Origin of the sequence: Halomonas sp. DP5N14-9, from assembly GCF_019802175.1 — a bacterium.
Classification (GTDB): domain Bacteria; phylum Pseudomonadota; class Gammaproteobacteria; order Pseudomonadales; family Halomonadaceae; genus Halomonas; species Halomonas litopenaei.
Map to the genome: position 1 here is coordinate 1 of NZ_JAHVHR010000006.1, position 20715 is coordinate 20715.

Sequence of the window (20715 nt, forward strand, 5' to 3'; positions counted from 1 at the left end):
GCCACAGCCGGAACCTCGGGCCCACGGCGTCGTAGAGCACCTTGACCCGGATATGGCGGTTGGAGGCCAGCGCGGCCGGGCCGCCGAGACAGAAGCTGACCGCCACCAGCATGACCACGGTCTCGTGGACCCAGGAGGTGGGTGCGCCAAAGCCGTAGCGCATGATCACCTCATAGACGCTGATGGCCATGGCGATGAACACCAGCCAGGCGGCGAACTGGGCCACCCGGACCACGCCACGATCGAAACGGCTGCGCACCACATCGGGGGCACGCTCGGGCGTCTTGTCCGTTGACGGATCGGGTGATGGGTCGGGCCCAGGCCCTGCACGTGTCTCGTCACTCATGAGACATCCTCGACATTGATGTATCGCGACGCCCGTGATCTATCGCCCCGACGGGCGCGGACATCGCAAGATGAAAATGAGGGGGCGGTGCCTCGGCACCGCCCCGGGTTCCACTGGCGCACGCCAGCGAGGGTTACAGCAGGTTGTGGTTCTCGAGGTAGGCCACCACGGACTCGTAGAATTCCTGGGTGATCTCGTTCTTCTCGGCCCAGTTCTCCCACTCCTGCTTGGCGATATTGCGGAACGCCACGCGCTCCTCCTGCGGCAGGTCGATGATCTCGATATCCGGGTTCTGGCGGGCCTCGCGCACGGCTTCCATGTCGCGGGTCTTGAGCTCGGCCACCATCTCGTAGGCCAGGGCGTCGACAGAGGTCTCGAGGATGCCCTTCAGGTCATCGGAGAGGCTGTCCCAGACGTCCTTGTTGAGTGACACCGCCACCATCGGCAGCGAGTGGAAGCCCGGGTACAGCGGGTACGGCGCGAACTCGTGCAGCCCCTGGGCCTGGTTGGTGGCGAACACGGTGTAGTCGGCGGCGTCGATGACGCCCTTCTCGAGGCCGGTATAGACCTCGGAGCCCGGCAGGTTGACCGGGGTCGCGCCGGCGGCCTCGAAGATGTTGTAGACCATGCCCTCGGGTGCACGCAGCTTGAGGCCCTGCATGTCGTCGATGGAGCGCACCGGCTTGGTCGACGGCAGCGACTCGAGGCCAGTGGCGGCGGCGCCGATCAAGTGGACGCCGTAAGGTTCGACCAGCTTGTTGTAGAGCTCTTCGCCACCGGCGTTGTTCATGTAGTCGAGGAAGTCGTAGGGATCGCTCCAGGCGCCTACCAGGTTGCCGATCATGCCGAAGGCCGGGTTCTGGCCGGTGAAGTAGCTCGGGTCGGTCAGGTGGCCCTGAAGAATGCCGGACTGCACGGCCTGCAGGGTCTGGTTGGCCTGGACCACGGCGTTGACCGGCAGGATCTCGATGGAGATGCGGCCGTTGGACATGGTCTCGACGTTGTCGGCCCAGGCCTTCTTCATCTCGAACTGCGGCTCACCCGCGGTCTCGGAGGTCTGGAAGGTCCACTCGTACTCGGCCGCCTGGGCAGAGGTCGCCGTTGCCGCGAGGATCGCCGCGCCCAACGTCGTGAGCGCGGAAACAGAGAACTTGAGCTTGGTGCTTGCCATCATGGGAATCTCATCCTTCTTGTTGGCGAGTTGCAGGGAATTCGGGAGCGTCGAAGGTGGTCTCGATCGTGGCGGGCGACCTTGTCACCCCTTCAAGACCCAGGTCCTGCCCGGTGCGCTCCAGTACCGCGAGAGCCGCTCGGGCGGCTTCCTGCGGCTGGCGAAGCCGGATCGCCTCCATCACCCGGCGGTGACGATCCATGCTGTCGTTGAGCCTGTCGGCGCTGTGGTTGGAGCGTTCCACCAGCAGCGCGATGGCGGGTTTGAGAACGTGGCTGATCTGGGCCCACACCAGATTGTGCGATGCGGTAAAGATCGCCTCGTGAAAGGCCACGTCATACTCGTCGTGGCTCTTGCCATCAAAGCGTAGATCATCGTTGGCCAGCGCTTCGATCATGCATTCATAGGCCGTCTCGATGGCCAGCAGGTCGGCGGCGGTGGCGTGCTCGGCGGCGAGACGGGCGACAAAGGGCTCCACCGCCACGCGAAAGGCGAAGACTTCGCGCTGGATCACCGGATTGGGATGGGCAAAGCGCGCCAGCCAGCCGCTGACCCTGGGGTCCAGCAGGTGCCAGCCCTCCAGTGGTTGTACCCGAGATCCCTGGCCCGAGATCCGCGTGATCATGCCCGCCGCCACCAGCACCTGCAGCGCACTGCGCACGGTGGAACGGCTGACTTCGAAGCGCTCGCACAGATCCACTTCCCTGGGCAGGAAGTCCCCCGGCGCATACTCACCGGCGAAGATCGCCTCGGCCAGGGCATCGGCGATGTCCGGGCGCGCGCGACGCGTGGAAGTGGAACTTGCCGACATGGAGCCATCCATACAGGGAACGAGAGAAATCGGACATGTAGCACCATGTGTCGGACGGCGCTACACGCTATGTCCGACATAGCTTGACGAAAACGTATTTCAAACGCCTTTAGACTTTAGTCATGATTGGGTAGCGCCCTGCCGCCACGCCCTGTCCATGGCGCTCCTCGGGGAACCTCGCTGATTCGGCACAGTCGTAGTGGATAGACCTCGGACCCAGGAAGACAATCGCCCCCTTTACGAAACAGACCGACTGGTCTATTGTGGCGACCGTACACCTATCGATGATCACGGAGCGAGGCGTGAATCCGAGTGATCCTCGGCCACGCTTCGCCCTCTCCGGAGCGACAGCCAATCGACTTCCGGTTCATCACGCAAAGGAGGCATGATGCAGTCGAACTACTACACCATCAGCGAGTATCCCACCGGCACCCCCAGCCAGGACGTCTTCAAGCTCAAGCAGCAGGACCTGCCGGCGCTGGCTGACGGTGAAGTGCGCATCCGCAATCGCTGGCTGTCGGTGGACCCCTACATGCGTGGACGCATGAGCGGTGTCACCACCTATATCGAACCCTTCGAGCTCGAGGCACCGCTGGAAGGAGCCGCCGTCGGCGAGGTCATCGAATCCCGTGACGATCGTTTCAAGGTGGGTGACAAGGTCAGCCACATGGGTGGCTGGCGAGACGTGGCCCAGCTGCCCGCCGACGGCGTGACCGCCCTGCCCGATCTGGACGTGCCGGAACAGGCATACCTGGGCGTGCTGGGCATGCCGGGGATGACCGCCTGGACCGGCCTGAATGCCATCGCCGAGATGCAGCAGGGTGACAATGTGCTGGTCAGCGCCGCCAGCGGCGCGGTGGGCTCTCTGGCGGTACAGCTGGCGAAGGCCAAGGGTGGTGTTGTGGTCGGCCTGGCCGGCAGCCAGAAGAAGCGCGACTGGCTCGAGTCCCAGGGCGTGATCGCGGTGGACTACCGCGACAAGGACGCCGCCACCCTCAGCGAGGATCTGGCCAAGGCCTGCCCGGACGGTTTCGATGTCTACTACGAGAACGTCGGCGGTGTCTGCCTGGAAGCCGCGCTGAACAACCTCAGGGTCGGCGCCCGCATCGCCGTGTGCGGCATGATTTCCCGCTACAACGATGAAGGCCCGGCACCGGGACCGGCCAACCTGGCGATGATCCTGATTCGCCGAGCGCGCATGCAGGGCTTTATCGTGTTCGAGCACTGGGACAACTACCCGGCCTTTCTCAAGGACGTCGGTCCCAAGGTCGCGGCCGGCGAGATCGACTACCAGGAGACCGTGCGCGAGGGCCTCGAGGCCACGCCGGAAGCCTTCCTCGACCTATTCAAGGGGGCCAACACCGGCAAGATGCTGGTGCGCCTGGGCTGATTGCTGATTGCCCTTGCTGGACGATTGACCCAGACACCGCCTACGGGCGGTGTCTCTGGTTCAGCACTGCTCGAATGACCGCCGCGCCATCAACGGCCACGGCTGGCAATCATCACGCCGGACACCACCATCAGCATGCCCACCGCCGTGACCCCACCGATCGTCTCGTCCAGCGCCCACCAGGCCAGCGCCGTGGCCGCCACCGGGGTAAGCGAGCCCAGCGCCGAGGTCGCCTCGGCCCCCAGCCGTCGAATCGCGATGCCCATCAGCAGGCCAGACCCCAGCCCCACCAGGATGCCTTGCACCACCAACTGCACCAGCCACTCCTTCGTGGGCACCAGATGCAGGGACAGTCCCCCCGCCCCGCTCGCCTCGAGCCCGATCACCGTCAGCACAATGACCAGTCCACTGGGCACCGTGACCACCGCCGTGGCCTCGAGCGCCGACAGACCGCTCTGACGCACGCTGAGGGTGAACACCGCCCACATCACGCTGGACAGCAGGAACATGCCCTGCCCCAGCAGCAGGCTCTGCGAGCCCTGTCCCCCGGACGCCAGCAGGCAGACGACGCCGAGTCCAATAGCGACCAGTCCGGCGGCACGCCCCCGCGACAACGGCTGAGCGAAGACCCAAACCGCCAGGGTACTGACGAACAGCGGCGCCGCCCCGGGTATCAGGGTGCTGCCGTGGGCCACCGGGGCCAGCCCCATGCCCACCGCCCCCAGCAGGAAGAAGGGAATGCCGGCGCCTGCCATCATGCCGACCAGCCACACCGGGTTGACCGCCAGCAGACGCTGGCGCCGACGCAGCGCCAACGGCAACAGCGCCAGGCCAGGCACGGCGTAGCGAAACAGGGTCAGGTCGAGCGTTCCCAGTGGTGACAGCGCCCCTTGGCGCAGCGACAGGAAGTAGCACGACCAGATCAGCACCGCCCCCAGCGCAGCGGCGCCCCCCAACAGGGCGCGCCGGGGAGAGGCGACAAGCGGTGCCACCTGGGTCAAGGAAGACGACATGACAGGACTCCGTGAGGTTCGACGGGCGCCTGAACGAGCACCCTGCTGACCCTCAGTCTGCCGCCAACGGTCGGGCAAATGCAGGCAAAGACAACGACGCGCTGGACCCATATTGGCAGGACATGCCAATATTTTTCCTTACTCCGCCAGATTGAGCCAATCCGTTGAAAAAACTGGACCGTATCGATCGCCATCTGCTCGCCCTGCTCCAGCAGGACGCGCGACTCACCAGTCACCAACTGGCCGAGCGGGTGGGGCTGTCGCCGTCACCCTGCGCCAGGCGCATACGCCGGCTGGAGCAACAGCGGCTGATCCAGCGCTACCGCGCCGAGCTGGACCGCGAACGCCTGGGGCTGGGGCTGACGGTGTTCGTCCACGTCAAGCTCAGCCGCCACCAGGACGCCCTGGTGGAAGCCTTCGAAGCCGCCGTGGCGGACATGCCCGAAGTCATCGAGTGCCACACCGTGTCCGGCGCCTTCGACTATCTGCTGCAGATCGTCAGCGCCGACCTGAAAGGCTACGAGCGCTGGGTGCGACAGCTGCAGACCCTGCCCATGGTCAATACCGTGGATTCGAGCTTTGCCATCCGTGCCGTCAAGCGCGCCGGCGCCCTGGATCTGCGCGACGCCCGTCCAACTGACGACGATTCGTAAGGCTCCACACGAGGATCCGCTGCACAGCCCCACCAGGCAGACGTCGCCTCAGCCGGTGATCACGGCTGACGCAGCTTCGCCAGCATCGAGCCTAGCTGACGTCGGCGCTTCACTTCGGCGTCATCAATCGTCAAGCTAGGGTCGATCCCATTGCCGTCCGGGCCCACGTACCGCCACCCAGGAGAGTTGCATGCTGACCCCGCCCGCTCCCCCACGCCTGACCCTGGAGGTCTTCAGCGATCTGCGCTGCCCGTTCTGCTACCTGGAGTTGCCCGAACTGGAGGCGCTGGAAGACAGGTTCGGTCATGACATCCGCATCGTCTGGCGCCCCTTCGAGCTGCGCCCCGAGCCGGAACCTGCCCTCGATCCCCACTGCGACTACCTGAACGAGCTGTGGCGAGACGCGGTGCTGCCGATGGCTCAGGAGCGAGGTCTGAGCATGCGCCAGCCGAACATCCAACCACGCTCGCGTCTGGCCCTGGAAACGCTGGCCTGGGCCGAGCGCCGCTATCGCGACACCCCGTCAGCCAGCCAGGTCGCTGCGCTGCGAAAGGCCCTGTTCAGCGGCTTCTTCGAAGATAGCCTGGACCTGTCGGATCCGGCCGCCCTGGCCGAGATCGCCAATCAACTGGGGCTGGACGGCGCGGCACTCGAAGCGAGTCTTGCCGCCGGTGAAGACCGCGAGGCGGTACAAGCTTCCCGCGAGGAAGGTCAGGCGCTGGGGGTTCACGGTGTTCCGGCGCTGCGCTTTCTGGTCGACGGCGAACACGCCGGCATCCTGTCCGGCGCCCAACCCAGGCGCCAGCTCTTTCTGGCGGTGGAACGCCTGCAGGATGCCCTGCGCCAGCATGAGGGCAAAAGGACGTCATGAGTGACCGCACGCGTCCGGTGGTGGTGATCGGTGGCACCGGCCTTATCGGCGCTGCCGTGGTGCGCGAGCTCTACTTCGCGGGCCATGCGGTCCGCGTGGTGGCCCGCCACCCGAGACTCCCCGAAGAGGTGGAAGACGGCGATCCGGTCGAGGCGATCCAGGCGGATATCGAGGATCCGGAGAGCCTCAAGGCGGCCCTTGAGGGGGCCAGCGCGGTGATCAACGCGGTCAGCCTCTACCGCGAGAGTGGCAAGCGCAGCTTCGAGCAGGTGCATGTCGAGGGCGCCGCCAGGCTGGCCCGGCTCGCCCGGGAGGCGGGCATCGATCGCTATGTGCTGCTGTCCGGCATCGGCGCCCGGCTCGATTCGCCCTCGCCCTACGTGCGCGCCCGGGCGAGAGGCGAACAGGCGGTGATGGGCGAGATACCTCGCGCGGTCATCGTTCGCCCCAGCGCCCTCTATGGCCAGCAGTCAGGCCTGGTGGCGACCCTGGCAAGGCTGGTGAAGATGCCGTTGGTGCCGCTGTTTGGCGCCGGAGAGATGCGCCTGCAACCGCTCCACGTGGGTGATCTGGCCAGCGCCCTGGCACGCCTGGCCACCCGGGCGAGCCTGCCCAGGGCACTTTTCGAACTGGGCGGGCCCGACCCGCTGCGCTACCGCGATCTGGTCACCCAGGTGGCGCGACACCTCGGCAGAGAACCCAGGTTCATCAAGGTCCCCCTGCCCCTGTGGCACGCCCTGGCACTGGCCCTTTCGCCCTTGCCCTCGCCGCCGCTGACCCGCGATACCCTGTGGCTGATCAGCGAGGACAACCTGGTCGCCAACGGCGTCGGCAGCTTCGCCGACCTGGGCCTCAATCCGCGCAGCCTGCGTGACAGCCTGCCGCACTGCCTGCCAACGCAGGCGGGCTGAGTCCGACGGACGGGCCGCGATGGCCCCGACCCGATGCCGCCGGGGCTTGGCGTTAGATAACCGCTTCAGGCGTCGCCCATGTTCGCCATCAGGCTCGGCTGCACCACCTCGATCCAGTAGCCGTCCGGGTCCTTGACGAAGACCACGTCCTTCAGCTTGCCCTGCTCGGGGCGCTTGATGAACTCGACGTCGTTTTCATCGAACCAGGCCACCGCCGCGTGCAGATCCGGCACCGCAAAGCAGATATGACCAAAGCCCTGGGGCTCGGCGTTGCCGTCGTGGTAGATCCGCCCTTCCTGCTCCTCGCTGCCCCAGTTGTGGGTAAACTCGAGCAGTCCGCGCTGCTGAAAGGTCCAGGTGGTGCGGGCGGCGGCGTCCTCGGGAACCTGATCATCCGCCTCGAGGTTGGCGAGAAAGTACAGCGAGAACTGCATTTCCTCGAAGTCCAGGCGCCTCAGCACGCTCATGCCGAAGACCCGTGAATAGAACGCCAGGGACACCTCGGGATCCTTGACCCTCAGCATGCTGTGATTGAGGCGAAAACCGCGCGTGGCCTCGGGGGCCGGCTCCACGCCGGGGTGCTGTTCGCCTTGGAAATTGTCGTGCATCTCGGTCTCCTTGGATGAGGGGTCTATTGTCGTTCAGGTGGCGTCAGATCGCCTGCTCGGCCATCTGCTGCGCGATATATTCTGCCTGACGCAGGGCCAGCGAGACGATGGTCAGGGTCGGGTTTTCCGACGCCGAGGTGGTGAACTGACTGCCATCGGAGATGAACAGGTTCGCCACCTCGTGGGTCTGGCCGTAGCCGTTGCAGACGCCGTCCTCGGGGCGCTCGCTCATGCGGCAGGTACCCAGGTTGTGGGTCGAGGGATAGGGCGGCACCTCGTAGACATCCCGCGCCCCCACCGATTCGTACAGCGCCTTGCCCTGCTGATACCCGTGCTGCCTCATGGCCACGTCGTTGGGGTGATCGTCGTAGTGCACGTTGGCCACCGGCAGGCCGAAACGATCGGTCACCTCCGGGTTCAGGGTGATGCGGTTGCTGGCCTGGGGCAGATCCTCCCCCACCAGCCACATCCCGGCCATATGATCATACTGGTCCATCGCGCCGGCGAAACGCTCGCCCCAGGCGCCGGGGTCGAGGAAAGCAGCCATGAACGGCAGCCCCAGCGACAGCGTCTCCATCTCGTAGCCGCCGACAAAGCCCCGCGACGGATCATGGCGCGCCTCATCGGAGATGATGCCGGCCATGGTGGTGCCGCGATACATGTGCACCGGCTCGTCGAAGGTGGCGTAGACCGAACCCGTCATATGGCGCATGTAGTAGCGCCCGACCTTGTCTGCCCCATTGGCAAGCCCCTTGGGGAAACGACTGCTCGTGGAATTCAACAACAGCCGCGGCGTCTCGATGGAGTTGCCGGCCACCGCCACCACCCGGGCCTTCTGTCGCTGTTCGCGGCCCTCGCTATCAAAGTAGACCACCGCCTTGGCACGACCCTCGTCGTCATGCTCGATACGCGCCACATGCGACTCGGGTCGCAGCTCCAGGTGTCCGGTGGCGATGCCCTTGGGCAGCTCGGTATAGAGCGTCGACCACTTGGCCTGGGTCTTGCAGCCCTGGAAGCAGAAGCCGCGCTGCTGGCAGGGCGCCCGGCCATCGCGGATCTCGCTGTTGATGGCCATATGGCCGGTGTTGCAGGAATAGCCGAGCTTCTGCGCCCCGGCGTACATCACCTTGAAATTGTTGTTGCCCGGCAGCCCCTTGTTGTCGTGGGTGCGGGTCACCCCCATGCGCGCCTCGGCACGATCGTACCAGGGTGCCAGTTCCTCGTAGGACAGCGGCCAGTCGAGCAGGTCAGCGCCATCCACCGCGCCATAGTGGCTCAGGGCCTCGAACTCGTGGGGCTGGATGCGCAGGCTGGCACCGGCCCAGTGCACCGTGGTGCCGCCCACCGACTTGACGATCCAGGCCGGCAGGTTGGGAAAGTCCCGTGCCAGCCGCCAGCTTCCCGAGGTGGTCCTCGGGTCCAGCCAGGAAAGCTGGTTGAAGGCGCCCCACTCGTCGGCCAGAAAGTCCGAGGTGGTGTGCAGCTTGCCCGCTTCCAGTACCACCACGTCGATGCCCTGCTGGGCCAGTTCGTTCGCCAGGGTGCCTCCACCGGCCCCCGAGCCGATCACTACCACCACACTGTCATCGTCCAGCGCAAAGGTCTGCTGACTGTCGGTCATGGCCATGACGACGTCTCCTCATCGGTCCGTATTGTTCGTTGTTGTCTGTTGTTGTCTGTTGTTGTCTGTAGCTGGCTGTTGTTGTCCGTGGCTGTCGCCAGCGGTCACCGACGCTCGCCTCACCCGCCGCGACAGCGTCAGCCCGGTACTTCATGGGGCAGGTAGCCGCCCTCGGGCCGGGGCGGATCCGGCAGCCAGTCCAGGTCATTGAAGCCCTTGGTCAGGTAGCCGGGATTGCCCGCCTCACCCTCGTAGCCGAAGTGGGCGTAGGCCAGATCGTTGTCATAGAGCGAGACGACGGCGTCGCCGCGCACCAGTTCGAAGAATGGCGAGCCGGCCCGCGCTTCCAGCAAGGCGAAACGCTCGCTCGGCGACAGCGATAGCCAATCACCACCCGCCTCACGGTCGAGCACATCGATACCTTCGGCTACCAGGGCCGCGACCTGGGGATCGGCGGCCTTGGTGTCCAGACTCTTGACCACGAGGGCGTAGACCGCGTCTTCAAGGTCTGGGTGAGGGAAGATGTGACGCGTCATCGCCAGCAGCACCTGGCCCTGGCGACTGGTCAGGGTTTCAAGGGACATGGCCCAGCTACGACTGGGCGCCAGCAGGGCGATGGGACCGGAGGCCATCGCCAGTGTGCCCATCAGCACACCACCGCTGGCCTTGAGAAAGACACGACGAGAAAAAGCGCTACCCTTCATAGCAGGACTCCTTGCCCCAGGCCGTAGAATTCAGATTCGACAAGCGCCACATGGGACACTGCGTCTCTCCAAAGCCTATGTCGCCTCCGCCTACGGCGGGTAACACTGGGGTACTACGTCGACCATGGTCTAATGCTCCTTGACGCAAGAGCCAGGCAGGGTCAGAAGACGGCATTATCGATAACGACCGGACGCCAGCGAGAGGACCACGCTATGTGCCATATGTACGCCTCCACCGACCCTGCCAAGTACGAGTGCACCACCCGTTCCATCCGCCTGCAGGGTTCGGTGACCAGCGTCAGACTGGAAAACGAGTTCTGGGATATCCTCAACGAGATCGCCGCCGGCCAGAACCTGACCACGGTTCAGTTCATCAGCGAGCTGCATCAGGAGGTGATCGAGATCCGTGGTGAGGTGCCTAACCTGGCATCGCTGTTGCGGGTGGCCTGCGCCGTCCACCAGCAGAATGCCATTCAGGGTAATGTCGTCCAGGGAAGTGCCGCCCAACCCGCTGTCGAACGCCTGTCTCGGGCATCGCTGGGCATAAACTGAAACGGCGCCGGGTAAAGGGGCTCACCGACACCTCGTTCGGCCTCACATGTCTGGCCTGAGGCGCCATTGAGAACAGCACCCTTTCGAATGCGACTAAAGTCTATATCTTTTTTCTCGAAAACTACGCCTTATCTCAATCTTTTCTCTACGCTCCTTGTCATACGCGGCAATTCGTGAAGAATGGCCTCCGCATTCCTACCCAATGGACAATTTGACATGGATTCCATCGCCACCTGGTTCAACGATGCCGTCTCCGTCGGCAACGGCCTGATCTGGGGTAAACTGCTCGTTTACCTGTTGATCGGCGCCGGTCTCTACTTCACCGTCATGACCCGCGGCATCCAGTTCCGCTTCTTCGGCCATATGTTCGCCCTGCTCAAGGGATCCCGTGATGGCGGCGAGGGCATTTCCTCCTTCCAGGCCCTGTCCACCAGTCTGGCCGCCCGTGTGGGTACCGGCAATCTGGCGGGTGTCGCCGTGGCCATCTATCTGGGCGGCCCCGGCGCCATCTTCTGGATGTGGATGACCGCGCTGGTCGGCATGGCCACCAGCTTCGTCGAGTCCACCCTGGCCCAGGCCTACAAGGTCGACCACGGCGACAAGACCTTCCGCGGCGGCCCGGCCCGCTACATCGAGCGCGGGCTCGGTCAGCGCTGGATGGCCATCGCCTTCTCGATCTGTCTGATCATCGCCTTCGGCCTCGCCTTCAACAGCGTCCAGGCAAACTCCATCGCCCAGGCCATGGAGCAGGCATTCAACATCCCGACCTGGATCGTCGGCATCGCCCTGCTGGCGGGGGTTACCCCGATCATCTTCGGCGGCCTACGCTCCATCGCCAAGGTGGCGGAGCTGATCGTGCCGCTGATGGCACTGCTCTACCTGATCCTCGCTCTGGTGGTGGTGGCGCTGAATATCGATGAGCTGCCGAGCGCCATCGCGTTGATCTTCAACAGTGCCTTTGGCCTTGAAGAAGCCGCCGGCGGTGCCGTCGGCTACGCCGTGGCCCAGGCCATGATGCAGGGCATCAAGCGCGGCCTGTTCTCCAACGAGGCCGGCATGGGTTCCGCCCCCAACGTGGCCGCCACCGCCAGCACCCGACCGAACCATCCTGCGGCCCAGGGCTTTATCCAGATGCTCGGCGTGTTCTTCGACACCCTGGTGATCTGTACCGCCACCGCTGCGGTAATCATCCTGTCGGAGCCGGCGCTGCAGAGCGGCGACGCGCCCAACGGCATCCAGCTGACCCAGGTCGCGCTGTCCGAGCACGTCGGTGACTGGGGCGGCATGTTCGTGGCCATCGCCATTCTGCTGTTCGCCTTCACCTCGCTGATCGCCAACTACTCCTACGGTGAATCCAACATCGAGTACCTGGCGGGCTCGCGTCGCTCTGCGGGCGCGGTGTTCATCTATCGCCTGGCGGTGCTGGCGATGATCATGATCGGCTCGATCGCCCAGCTCGGCACCATCTGGAACTTCGCCGACCTGTCCATGGGCATGATGGCACTGATCAACCTGACCGCCATCCTGCTGCTCTCGCCGCTGGCCTTCGCCCTGTTCCGCGACTACGAGCGTCAGCTCAAGGCCGGCCAGGAGCCGACCTTCAACCCGGACGAGTTCCCCAAGCTCAAGGGCAAGGTCGACCCGAGCGCCTGGCCGAGCCTGAGCAACAAGGCCTCGCAGGCCTCATCCTCTGAAGCGCCCAAGGGCAGCGGAAAGGACGCCTGACTAGGGGTTGAACAAGCAAGACCGCAGGGGCCGCTCAAGCCCCAGCACCAACAACGCCACGGCCAATGCCGTGGCGTTGTCGTTTCCGACGGCCGGACACGGGCCGTCTCGTCAGGCCGAGCACCGTTGCGCCCCGATCGTCCCTACGCCCTGGGCAGTGGCGCGTCCTCCTCGTCCAGGGCACCGTCGAGAAAGTCGAGCAGTGCCCGTACCGACGGCAACTGTCCGCGGCGGCTGGGGTAGACCGCGTGGATCAGTCCGGCCCGAGGCTCCCAGCCCGGCACCACGTCCACCAGGCGCCCGGCGCACAGATCGGCGCCCGCGGCCACCAACGGCAAGCGTGCCACCCCCTGGCCATCGAGCACCGCTCGGTGCAAGAGCCCCACGTCGTCGGTCACCAGCCGAGGCCGATGCTCGATGATTCGCTCCTCGCCGCCGGGACCGTCCAGGCGCCAGCGATGGCGCCGGTCCGGTTCCTCGAAGTCGAGACTGGGCCAATCGCTCAAGGCTTGTGGCGCTTCCGGCATCCCCAGGCGCGCCACCAGATCCGGTGATGCCAGCAGCCGCTGGGGGCTGCGCGACAGCCTGCGCATCACCAGTTCGCTGTCTTCCAGCGGCGGATAGCGTACCCGGATCGCCAGGTCGAAGCCTTCTCGCACCACGTCGACGCGGCGACTGGTCGCCACCACGTCCAGGTCGATGCGGGGGCAGCGACGCAGGAACTCGGAAAACAGCGGCGTGAACAAGGTGGCGAGAAGGCTCGGCGGACAGCTCAGGCGAATGCGCCCGCGCGGTTCGGCCTGGTGGCGCTCGACCACCTCCACCGCCGCCTCGGCCTGCCACAGCATGGCCTGGCAGTGCTGATAGAAGGCCTGGCCCAGTTCCGTGACCACAAACTGACGGGTGGAACGCTGAATCAGGCGGGTATCGAGGCGTGCCTCCAGCGCCGCGATACGTCGGCTGAGCCGTGACTTGGGCAGCCCCAGGGCGCGGCCCGCCGGAGCAAAACCGCCGTGGTCCACCACCTTGACGAAATAGAAGAAGTCGTTGAGATCCTGCACGGCTCGGGTCCTGTCGAGGGTGATTGAGCGCACCATCGTTTCATGTATGCAACGATGCGTCCGAATTTTGCCTACTACCGCCTACATCGTCTCGATTCTATGCTGTCACCATGACGGATCGCCAACGATCCTTCCATGACAGGAGGTGTCCCATGAAGACCATCAACGCCGTACACGCTGCCCCTCGCGGTCACTGGGTGGGCGACGGCTTCCCGGTGCGCTCGCTGTTCAGCTACGACCGCCTTGGCGCCGAGCGCATCAGCCCCTTTCTGCTGCTGGACCACGCCGGGCCTCACCACTTCGCGCCCAGCGAGCAAAAGCGTGGCGTCGGCGTGCACCCCCATCGCGGCTTCGAGACGGTGACCTTCGTGCATCGAGGCGAGGTCAGCCACCGCGATTCCTCCGGTGGCGGCGGCACCATCGGCCCGGGCGACGTTCAGTGGATGACCGCCGGCGACGGCATCCTCCACGAGGAGTTTCACTCCGAGGACTTCACTCGCCAGGGCGGCGACCTGGAGATGGTCCAGCTATGGGTCAATCTGCCGGCGCGCCACAAGACGACCCCGGCGGCCTACCAGAACCTGACCCGTGACGAGATCCCGGTGGTGACACTACCGGGCGAGGCGGGCCAGCTCAGGGTGGTGGCCGGCGAGTACCTGGAGGCACGCGGCCCGGCACGGACCTTTACCCCGATCAACGCCTGGGAACTGGCATTGAAAGAGGACACTGAAACGACCTTGTCGCTACCCAACGGGCACACTAGCCTTCTGGTAGTGCTCGACGGCACCCTGCTGGTACAGGATCGGGAGGTCGTGCGCGGTGGCAGCGTGGTAGAGCTGTCCCGCGATGGCGAGACACTGGCCCTGGCCGCCAACACCGCCGCCCGGCTGCTGGTGCTGACCGGTGAACCGATCGACGAGCCGGTGGTGGGTCATGGCCCCTTCGTGATGAACAGCGAGGCCGAGATCCACGCCTCCATCGACGCCTTTCGACGTGGCCGGTTTGGCCGCCTCAGTACCTGAGCCCACGGCGCCCAGGTAGCTGCTCCTATCGCCCTGCGACGCCTTGCGAAAGACCCCGACGGCAGCCGCCGCCGGGGGCTGTACCTCCAGGCTGGATGCCGGAGACCTCTTCCAGGGAAGGCTTCCCCTGACTCCAGGAAATCGCCATGACTCGCCCCTATGTTCGTCTCGACAAGAATGACGTCACCGTGCTGCTGGTCGACCACCAGGCCGGCCTCTTGTCGGTAGCACGAGACTTCGACGCCGACGCCTTCAAGAACAACGTGTTGGCCCTGGCCGATATCGCCAGGTTCTTCGAGCTGCCGACCATCCTGACCACCAGCTTCGAGGACGGACCCAACGGTCCCATGGTCCCCGAACTCAAGGAGATGTTCCCCACCGCGCCCTACATCGCCCGCCCCGGCCAGATCAACGCCTGGGACAACGAGGAGTTCGTCGCCGCCATCGAGAAGACCGGGCGCAAGCAGCTACTGATCGCCGGGGTGGTCACCGAGGTGTGCGTGGCCTTCCCCGCGCTGTCGGCCATCGAGGCCGGCTACGACGTCTTCGTCGTCACCGACGCCTCGGGCACCTTCAACCCGGTGACCCGCGAGGCCGCCTGGGATCGCATGAGCCAGGCCGGCGCCCAGTTGATGACCTGGTTCGGGGTGGGCTGCGAACTGCACCGCGACTGGCGCAACGACATCGAAGGCTTCGGCGGCCTGCTGGCGTCCCACCTGCCGGCCTACGCAAACCTGATGCAGAGCTATTCCCAACAGACCCAAGGGTGAGCTTCAGGCCTGGGCGTACCGCGCCCAGGTCTTGTTCTTTCTGTCGATCCCACCCAGGTACAGCCATACCAGGTCTAGCCATGACCGCCCAGGAGGCCACCATGAGCCTGCACGAAACGCCCCATCGCCCATCATCTTCTTTGGACTGCCCGGTGGTCGATGGACGCCGTTGTATCCAGCGCATCGGTTCCCGGGAGGCCGACGTCGGCGGCCTGCCGATCCACCGCGTGCTGCCCACCCGCGAGCGCCGCCTGATCGGCGCCTGGTGCTTTCTCGACCACGCCGGCCCCAGCATCCTGCGCGAAGGCCAGGCCATGCGGGTCGGCCCCCACCCCCACACCAGCCTGCAGACCTTCACCTGGATGCTCTCCGGCGAGGTCCACCACCGGGATAGCCTGGGCAGCGACCAGGTCATCCGACCGGGTGAGGTCAACCTGATGACCGCCGGCCACGGCATCAGCCATACCGAAGAGAGCCTGGCCGAAACCGACAGCCTGCACGCCGCCCAGCTATGGATCGCCCTGCCCCGGGACAAGGCCGACACCGCGCCACGCTTTGATCACTACGCCGAGCTGCCGCGCTGGCGCCGCGACGGCGCCGACTTCACCCTGCTGATCGGTGAAGCCGAAGGCCATCACGCCCCCACCCTGAGCTTTTCGCCGCTGGTGGGACTCGACGTTCAGGCCAGTGACACCACGAAGCTGGCGGTGCCCCTGCGTCCCGACTTCGAATACGGCGTGCTGGTGCTGGAAGGCGGCCTTGAGCTCGATGACGAGGCCTTCACGGTGGACGAGCTGGGGTATCTGGGGCGTGGACGAGACAGCCTCGAGATGTCGCTGTCGGCGGGCAGCCGGATCCTGTTGATCGGCGGCGAGCCGATGCAGGACGAGATCCTGATCTGGTGGAACTTCGTTGGCCATTCGCGGGAAGCGATCATCCAGGCCCAGCACGACTGGGAAGCCGCCAGCGAGCGCTTTGGTGACATCCCCCAGTGGCAGGGAGCACGCCTGGAGGCACCACCGCTGCCCTGGTCTTCCTGAAAGCCGCCTTGCCGACACGCAAGGCATTCATCCAGGCGCCTTGTCCTCCTGCGCGTTCAGGCTGGCCCACCAGTCGGCGTAGGAGCTGTTGTGGGGTGCGCGTCCGGACTCATCCTCGGCGCCGTCGGACCACCACACCGGGCCACGCTCGCCCAGCGCCTCCTTGGCTGCCTGGACCTGGCGGCGCGCGGCCTTGAGCGCGTCGTCATCGTCGACCTTGTTGGCCTCCTTGACCGCGCGTCGGGCCGCCATCAGCGCCTTGACGTGGCGCTTGCGGGTGTCCTCGTCCAGGCCGGGATCGGTGCAGCGCCAGAGGCGATTGCGGGCAACAAAGTAGCGCCCATCCGGCGTTGTGGGGTACTTCACATCGTCCTCCTTCTGCCATCTTGATCCAATATGTTGCAGGATGAATGCACAAGATCGGCGCTGGCAATGGCTGACAGAGCGTGCTCCATTGGCTATTGGTCCATGCCTTGCCCTTTTGCGCTTCCGTTCACACCGCAGGAGAACCCCATGAGCGATACCCGTCCCCGTATCCTGGTCTTTGCCGGCAGCGCCCGGGAGGATTCCTTCAACAAGCGTCTGGCCAGACTGATGGCACAGCGCATCGACGCCCTTGGTGGTCAGGCCACCTTCGTCGACCTGCGCGACTTTCCCATGCCGATCTACGACGGCGACCTGGAGGCCGGCGAGGGTCTTCCCGAGCACGCCAGCCGCCTCAAGCGGATGTTCATGGAGCATCAGGGCCTCGCCATCGCCTCCCCTGAGTACAACGGCTTCATCACACCGCTTCTGAAGAACACCATCGACTGGGTCTCGCGCCCCGACGGCGACCTGGGCGCCCTCGAGCCCTACCAGCACAAGGTGGCGGCCATCGTCGGCGCCTCACCCGGCGGGCTGGGCGGGCTTCGCGCCCTGCCGCTGCTGCGTCAGCTCTTGAGCAACATCGGCGTCACGGTACTGCCGGACCAGCTTGCAGTAGGCGGCGCTGGCAGCGCCTTTCATGAAGACGGCAGCCTGGCCGACGAAGGCAAGGCCAAGGCGCTGGACAACATTTGCCAGCGCCTGGTCACCACCCTGGCGCGGTCGTCACAATGACGGCCGTCGGCCCCTGACGGTCAAAGGGCTGAACGCCGGCGGACAACCGCCCGCCACCTGTCCCGTTTCGGGGCGGCTACCACAGCGCCCCGATCATGATCGTCAGACACGCCAGCATGCCGACGGCGAAGACGATGGAGCGGGTCCACTGCCAGTTCAGGGCGTAGGCCAGCGGGTGGAGCAGGCGTGAGGTGAGAAAGACCAGCGCCGGCACGTCTAGGCTTTCAAGCTCCACCCCGGCGCCGATGGCCACCACCGCGGTGGTGGCGTAGACGATCAGCGCCTCCCAGGCGTTGGACTGGGCCGCCTGCAGCCGCGCACCGACGCCTTCAAGACGCGCCTGCTGGGCACGCGGGTGGCGATTGTCCAGGTGGCCGAACTGTCGCACGCGCCAGGCGGCGCCGATCCAGGCCAGCAGGATCGGCAGCAGGGAGGCAACAAAGAGGGTGACGAGAAAGATCGACATGGAAGGCTCCGAGGGCGAATTGCCCCCAGCATGGCACAGGGAATGGCTGACAGGCGAAGGGCCAGGCGTCAGCATGGCGGTAGTTGCCTGACACCGGGCAATACCGCATCCCGAGGTTTCCTTCATGCCAGCGAGCCGAGCCTACGACGTCACCCACGCCCCCGATGTCCACCCTGCCCGTCATGCCCTGACCAGCCGCGCCCTGCACGCCTCGCTGGCGTTGACCATCGGTCTTCTCTACCTCACTGCTTACGGGCGCAAGTGGGCGACCACCCAGCTCGAGTCTGCCAACTGGTACCTGCTGGTGGTCCATGTCAACCTGGGGCTTTTGAGTGTGGCGCTGTCGCTCGGGCTGCTGGCGGCCCACCTGTGGCTGCCGCAGCCGCCACCCCTGGGTCTGCCCCGGGTGACTCGCCTCGCCCACCGTGGCCTGCTCGCCGTGCTCCTGGCGCTGCCCGTGGCGGCCTATATCGGTACCGGCTTCGACCTCAGGGGGGTGCTGGGCCAGTGGACACTGCCCTCGTTTCAGCGCCTGCCATTGGCGGCGTCGCTCGCAGCCTTGTTCGAGGTGCCGCTGATCACCCTGATGGAGCCGTTTGGCCGCTTCCATCGGGACTGGGGCGCCGATCTGCTGCTGCCCTTTTTGCTCGGTGGCCACATCGCGGCGGCCCTGTTTCACCATCTTGTGTTGAAGGACGGCGCCCTTGGCCGAATATGGTCACTGCACCATTGAGCGATGCCCCGTGCTCCTCGCCATCGCGGCAGACATGCGAAGAAGCCCGCGCAGTCACCTGCGCGGGCTTTTGTGCTTCGGCCTGGAGAGCGGTCTTCAGGCCTTGGCGGGACCCTTGCGCAGCGGCACGTCCGGCACCGCCTCCATACGCTCGCGCTCTTCGGTGATCAGCTCGAGTGCCTGGTCTTCGCTGAGCTCGGAAGCCGGGGTAAACAGACTGACCACAATACCGGCGGCCATGGCCAGGCCCACCGCCGGGATGCTCGGGTTGCCCCAGTACTCACTCCAGCTCTCCACCGAGATGACCGTCAGCGAGGTGGCGGACGCCACCACCAGCGAGGCAATCGCGCCCTGCCAGTTGTAGCGCGGCCAGAAGCGGCCCAGCACGCCGCACACGAACATGCCCGCCAGCACGGTCGCCACCATCTTGGTGATGTAGGCGATCACGTTGTCGGAGGTCAGGGCGAAGGCCAGCGCCAGGCTGATGGTACCGACCAGGCCGAACCGGGACAGCATGACCACACTCTTGGCCGACGGCGCGCGGCCCTTGACCAGCACGTAGAGATCGCGGATCAGGGTGGTGACACCGGCGATGGCGTCACTGCTGGCGCTGGACATGGTCGCCGACAGACCGGCCACCAGCAGCAGCAGGCCCAGCCACAGCGGCAGCACCTCGGTGGCCAGATACGGGAAGGCGAAGTTGCTGTTTTCCAGGTTGGGGTTGAGGGCGTAGGTCGCCATGCCGATGATCGCCGGCACGATGGAGAACAGCATGTAAAGGCAGCCGGTCACCAGGAAGGAGCGGCGCACCGAGCCCACCGAGGCGCCGGAGTAGATGCGCTGGCGGAAGGACGGGGTTGCCAGCACACCGACGGCGATCACCGTGATCAGCGACAGGGCGGGCACCAGGCCGACCTTGTCGATGGCCAGGAAGCTGGTCGCCGCGGCGTCCATGGAGGCAGTCATCTCGGAGAAGCCGCCGACCTCGACCACGGCCACCGCCGCCATCAAAAAGAAGCCGACAAACAGCACGATGGCCTGCACGGTGTCGGTCCAGACCACCGCCATGTAGCCGCCGATGACGCAGTAGACACCGAAGCCCAGCGCCACCACCATCTTGGCCTGCCAGGCGGGAATATCCGCCATCCACGCCAGATACAGGCCGCCACCGAGGATATGGGCGCCGAGCCAGCCGATGCAGGCGACGTAGATGAACAATGCCACGACATTGCGCACCAGGCGGTTGGCCCCGACGTAGAACGACAACTCTTCGCTCATGGTCATGAAGCGGTAGCGCCGCACACCGGCGAAACACAGCGCCAGCAGCAGCACCCCGATCGAACCACCCAGACCATAGAGTGCGCCGCCCCAGCCGTTGGCGTAGCCGAAGCCCACCGCCCCCATGCTGGAACCTGTTCCCACCATGGTGGCCACGGTGGTACCGATGGTCAGGAATATCGGTACGCTGCGCCCGCCAAGGAGAAAGTCATCGCCGGTGCCGCGATCGTTCCGCGACATCCACCAGCCGAAGCCGATCATCAGGACGATGTAGACGCAAAAGGTAGCAAGGAAAAGATGACTGTTCATACAGACCTCTTATACTTGTCGTCTCGGTCGTTGCCGCGATCGAGACAGTGAACGTGAACGTTTGCTGTGCCTGGCGTCGGGTCCTTGCCGGGATCCGGCGCCTTCCTGTCGCTACGATGCGGGCATCCCTGCCCCGGTCGAGTTGCCGCTCGACGCAATATCCCTGGTTTAAGCGCGGTCGGCGCGGTAGCAGGTCAGGTCCACCTCGACCTTGCAGTCCACCACCAGATCCTGAACGCTGCAGATGCGCGCCGGCGGGTGATCCTTGAAGTACTCGGCGAACACCTTGTTGAACGACTGGAAGTAGCGCGAGTCGGTCAGCACCGCGGTGACGTGGACCACGTCCTCGATGTCGTAGCCCGCCTCGCGGGCGATGGTCAGGGCATTCTCGAAGGCCAGCCGACTCTGCTCGACGATGCCGCCTTCCACCACTTCTCCATCGGTCATCGGGGTCTGACCGGACACCTTCAGCCAGCCGCCGGCTTCCACCGCGCGGGAGAAGGGAAGTTTCTGACCGCCGGTACCGACGCCGCCTTCGGCGCCATAACGCTTGATCGTCATG

Annotated in this window: 23 protein-coding genes; 11 read left to right on the top strand and 12 right to left on the bottom strand. The window is 65.5% G+C overall.

What is annotated here, in order from left to right:
• From KUW00_RS05415 to KUW00_RS05425, 3 genes are all read right to left on the bottom strand, one after another.
• On the bottom strand, positions 1–346 hold a 346-nt coding region (locus KUW00_RS05415), incomplete at its 3' end, for a TRAP transporter small permease subunit (protein ID WP_222568469.1).
• 133 nt (positions 347–479) lie between these two features.
• A complete protein-coding gene (locus tag KUW00_RS05420; protein WP_222568470.1) occupies positions 480–1520 on the bottom strand; it encodes a TRAP transporter substrate-binding protein in 1041 nt (346 codons plus the stop codon).
• 7 nt (positions 1521–1527) lie between these two features.
• Positions 1528–2328, bottom strand: a complete 801-nt coding sequence (locus KUW00_RS05425; RefSeq protein WP_222568471.1) for a FadR/GntR family transcriptional regulator — start codon at positions 2326–2328, stop codon at positions 1528–1530.
• A 388-nt stretch (positions 2329–2716) separates the two neighbouring features.
• Between KUW00_RS05425 and KUW00_RS05430 the strand changes: the two genes are divergently transcribed.
• The gene (locus KUW00_RS05430) at positions 2717–3718 is read left to right on the top strand and encodes an NADP-dependent oxidoreductase (RefSeq protein ID WP_213228770.1); all 1002 of its coding nucleotides are present in this window, start codon (positions 2717–2719) and stop codon (positions 3716–3718) included.
• Between the two features lie 89 nt (positions 3719–3807).
• Here the strand turns inward: KUW00_RS05430 and KUW00_RS05435 are convergent, their stop codons facing one another.
• Complete coding sequence (locus KUW00_RS05435; RefSeq protein WP_222568472.1) at positions 3808–4731, bottom strand: DMT family transporter; 924 nt, start codon at positions 4729–4731, stop codon at positions 3808–3810.
• Positions 4732–4895: 164 nt separating this feature from the next.
• Between KUW00_RS05435 and KUW00_RS05440 the strand changes: the two genes are divergently transcribed.
• The 3 genes from KUW00_RS05440 to KUW00_RS05450 all read left to right on the top strand — a co-directional run bounded on the left by KUW00_RS05440 (position 4896) and on the right by KUW00_RS05450 (position 7166).
• Positions 4896–5384, top strand: coding sequence for an Lrp/AsnC family transcriptional regulator (locus KUW00_RS05440; RefSeq protein WP_197037138.1), 489 nt, complete (start codon positions 4896–4898; stop codon positions 5382–5384).
• 190 nt (positions 5385–5574) lie between these two features.
• Entirely contained in the window at positions 5575–6255 is a 681-nt protein-coding gene (locus tag KUW00_RS05445; RefSeq protein WP_222568473.1) for a DsbA family protein, read from the top strand.
• Positions 6252–7166, top strand: coding sequence for a complex I NDUFA9 subunit family protein (locus KUW00_RS05450; protein WP_222568474.1), 915 nt, complete (start codon positions 6252–6254; stop codon positions 7164–7166). The genes KUW00_RS05445 and KUW00_RS05450 overlap by 4 nt, the downstream gene beginning before the upstream one ends.
• Before the next feature lie 65 nt (positions 7167–7231).
• Here KUW00_RS05450 and gloA read toward each other — a convergent pair whose 3' ends face one another.
• From gloA to KUW00_RS05465, 3 genes are all read right to left on the bottom strand, one after another.
• Complete coding sequence (gloA, locus tag KUW00_RS05455; protein WP_222568475.1) at positions 7232–7774, bottom strand: lactoylglutathione lyase; 543 nt, start codon at positions 7772–7774, stop codon at positions 7232–7234.
• A 43-nt stretch (positions 7775–7817) separates the two neighbouring features.
• Positions 7818–9401, bottom strand: coding sequence for a GMC family oxidoreductase (locus tag KUW00_RS05460; protein WP_222568476.1), 1584 nt, complete (start codon positions 9399–9401; stop codon positions 7818–7820).
• A 131-nt stretch (positions 9402–9532) separates the two neighbouring features.
• Positions 9533–10099 (bottom strand): tat (twin-arginine translocation) pathway signal sequence, encoded by a 567-nt coding sequence (locus KUW00_RS05465; RefSeq protein WP_045995064.1) that lies wholly within the window; start codon positions 10097–10099, stop codon positions 9533–9535.
• Positions 10100–10312: 213 nt separating this feature from the next.
• Between KUW00_RS05465 and KUW00_RS05470 the strand changes: the two genes are divergently transcribed.
• Together KUW00_RS05470 and KUW00_RS05475 are read left to right on the top strand one after the other, a co-directional pair.
• The gene (locus tag KUW00_RS05470; RefSeq protein ID WP_222568477.1) at positions 10313–10651 is read left to right on the top strand and encodes a ribbon-helix-helix domain-containing protein; all 339 of its coding nucleotides are present in this window, start codon (positions 10313–10315) and stop codon (positions 10649–10651) included.
• Between the two features lie 216 nt (positions 10652–10867).
• Positions 10868–12376, top strand: a complete 1509-nt coding sequence (locus KUW00_RS05475; RefSeq protein ID WP_222568478.1) for an alanine/glycine:cation symporter family protein — start codon at positions 10868–10870, stop codon at positions 12374–12376.
• Positions 12377–12519: 143 nt separating this feature from the next.
• Here KUW00_RS05475 and KUW00_RS05480 read toward each other — a convergent pair whose 3' ends face one another.
• On the bottom strand, positions 12520–13437 hold the full coding sequence (locus KUW00_RS05480; protein WP_222517209.1) for a LysR substrate-binding domain-containing protein: 918 nt from the start codon (positions 13435–13437) through the stop codon (positions 12520–12522).
• A gap of 152 nt (positions 13438–13589) precedes the next feature.
• Between KUW00_RS05480 and KUW00_RS05485 the strand changes: the two genes are divergently transcribed.
• The 3 genes from KUW00_RS05485 (at position 13590) to KUW00_RS05495 (ending at position 16269) form a co-directional block, all read left to right on the top strand.
• A complete protein-coding gene (locus KUW00_RS05485) occupies positions 13590–14459 on the top strand; it encodes a pirin family protein (RefSeq protein WP_222568479.1) in 870 nt (289 codons plus the stop codon).
• A gap of 146 nt (positions 14460–14605) precedes the next feature.
• Entirely contained in the window at positions 14606–15229 is a 624-nt protein-coding gene (gene ycaC, locus KUW00_RS05490; RefSeq protein ID WP_108133309.1) for an isochorismate family cysteine hydrolase YcaC, read from the top strand.
• 101 nt (positions 15230–15330) lie between these two features.
• The gene (locus tag KUW00_RS05495) at positions 15331–16269 is read left to right on the top strand and encodes a pirin family protein (protein ID WP_222568480.1); all 939 of its coding nucleotides are present in this window, start codon (positions 15331–15333) and stop codon (positions 16267–16269) included.
• Positions 16270–16296: 27 nt separating this feature from the next.
• Here KUW00_RS05495 and KUW00_RS05500 read toward each other — a convergent pair whose 3' ends face one another.
• Complete coding sequence (locus KUW00_RS05500; RefSeq protein WP_222568481.1) at positions 16297–16635, bottom strand: hypothetical protein; 339 nt, start codon at positions 16633–16635, stop codon at positions 16297–16299.
• A 147-nt stretch (positions 16636–16782) separates the two neighbouring features.
• Between KUW00_RS05500 and KUW00_RS05505 the strand changes: the two genes are divergently transcribed.
• Complete coding sequence (locus KUW00_RS05505) at positions 16783–17367, top strand: NADPH-dependent FMN reductase (RefSeq protein WP_108133307.1); 585 nt, start codon at positions 16783–16785, stop codon at positions 17365–17367.
• Positions 17368–17443: 76 nt separating this feature from the next.
• Here KUW00_RS05505 and KUW00_RS05510 read toward each other — a convergent pair whose 3' ends face one another.
• The gene (locus KUW00_RS05510) at positions 17444–17833 is read right to left on the bottom strand and encodes an MAPEG family protein (RefSeq protein ID WP_213228789.1); all 390 of its coding nucleotides are present in this window, start codon (positions 17831–17833) and stop codon (positions 17444–17446) included.
• A gap of 124 nt (positions 17834–17957) precedes the next feature.
• Here KUW00_RS05510 and KUW00_RS05515 point away from each other — a divergent pair, with 124 nt between their 5' ends.
• Positions 17958–18566, top strand: a complete 609-nt coding sequence (locus KUW00_RS05515) for a cytochrome b/b6 domain-containing protein (RefSeq protein ID WP_222568482.1) — start codon at positions 17958–17960, stop codon at positions 18564–18566.
• A gap of 96 nt (positions 18567–18662) precedes the next feature.
• Here KUW00_RS05515 and KUW00_RS05520 read toward each other — a convergent pair whose 3' ends face one another.
• Positions 18663–20153 (bottom strand): sodium:solute symporter family protein, encoded by a 1491-nt coding sequence (locus tag KUW00_RS05520; RefSeq protein WP_222568483.1) that lies wholly within the window; start codon positions 20151–20153, stop codon positions 18663–18665.
• Between the two features lie 168 nt (positions 20154–20321).
• Complete coding sequence (locus KUW00_RS05525; protein WP_045995074.1) at positions 20322–20714, bottom strand: RidA family protein; 393 nt, start codon at positions 20712–20714, stop codon at positions 20322–20324.
• Position 20715 lies beyond the last annotated feature (1 nt).

Excerpts from the sequence above, each read along its gene's own strand:
- KUW00_RS05420 (WP_222568470.1), bottom strand. The coding sequence starts at position 1,520 with ATGATGGCAAGCACCAAGCTCAAGTTCTCTGTTTCCGCGCTCACGACG.
- KUW00_RS05425 (WP_222568471.1), bottom strand. The coding sequence starts at position 2,328 with ATGTCGGCAAGTTCCACTTCCACGCGTCGCGCGCGCCCGGACATCGCC.
- KUW00_RS05430 (WP_213228770.1), top strand. The coding sequence starts at position 2,717 with ATGCAGTCGAACTACTACACCATCAGCGAGTATCCCACCGGCACCCCC.
- KUW00_RS05435 (WP_222568472.1), bottom strand. The coding sequence starts at position 4,731 with ATGTCGTCTTCCTTGACCCAGGTGGCACCGCTTGTCGCCTCTCCCCGG.
- KUW00_RS05445 (WP_222568473.1), top strand. The coding sequence starts at position 5,575 with ATGCTGACCCCGCCCGCTCCCCCACGCCTGACCCTGGAGGTCTTCAGC.
- KUW00_RS05450 (WP_222568474.1), top strand. The coding sequence starts at position 6,252 with ATGAGTGACCGCACGCGTCCGGTGGTGGTGATCGGTGGCACCGGCCTT.
- gloA (WP_222568475.1), bottom strand. The coding sequence starts at position 7,774 with ATGCACGACAATTTCCAAGGCGAACAGCACCCCGGCGTGGAGCCGGCC.
- KUW00_RS05460 (WP_222568476.1), bottom strand. The coding sequence starts at position 9,401 with ATGGCCATGACCGACAGTCAGCAGACCTTTGCGCTGGACGATGACAGT.
- KUW00_RS05465 (WP_045995064.1), bottom strand. The coding sequence starts at position 10,099 with ATGAAGGGTAGCGCTTTTTCTCGTCGTGTCTTTCTCAAGGCCAGCGGT.
- KUW00_RS05470 (WP_222568477.1), top strand. The coding sequence starts at position 10,313 with ATGTGCCATATGTACGCCTCCACCGACCCTGCCAAGTACGAGTGCACC.
- KUW00_RS05475 (WP_222568478.1), top strand. The coding sequence starts at position 10,868 with ATGGATTCCATCGCCACCTGGTTCAACGATGCCGTCTCCGTCGGCAAC.
- KUW00_RS05485 (WP_222568479.1), top strand. The coding sequence starts at position 13,590 with ATGAAGACCATCAACGCCGTACACGCTGCCCCTCGCGGTCACTGGGTG.
- ycaC (WP_108133309.1), top strand. The coding sequence starts at position 14,606 with ATGACTCGCCCCTATGTTCGTCTCGACAAGAATGACGTCACCGTGCTG.
- KUW00_RS05495 (WP_222568480.1), top strand. The coding sequence starts at position 15,331 with ATGAGCCTGCACGAAACGCCCCATCGCCCATCATCTTCTTTGGACTGC.
- KUW00_RS05505 (WP_108133307.1), top strand. The coding sequence starts at position 16,783 with ATGAGCGATACCCGTCCCCGTATCCTGGTCTTTGCCGGCAGCGCCCGG.
- KUW00_RS05510 (WP_213228789.1), bottom strand. The coding sequence starts at position 17,833 with ATGTCGATCTTTCTCGTCACCCTCTTTGTTGCCTCCCTGCTGCCGATC.
- KUW00_RS05515 (WP_222568482.1), top strand. The coding sequence starts at position 17,958 with ATGCCAGCGAGCCGAGCCTACGACGTCACCCACGCCCCCGATGTCCAC.
- KUW00_RS05520 (WP_222568483.1), bottom strand. The coding sequence starts at position 20,153 with ATGAACAGTCATCTTTTCCTTGCTACCTTTTGCGTCTACATCGTCCTG.
- KUW00_RS05525 (WP_045995074.1), bottom strand. The coding sequence starts at position 20,714 with ATGACGATCAAGCGTTATGGCGCCGAAGGCGGCGTCGGTACCGGCGGT.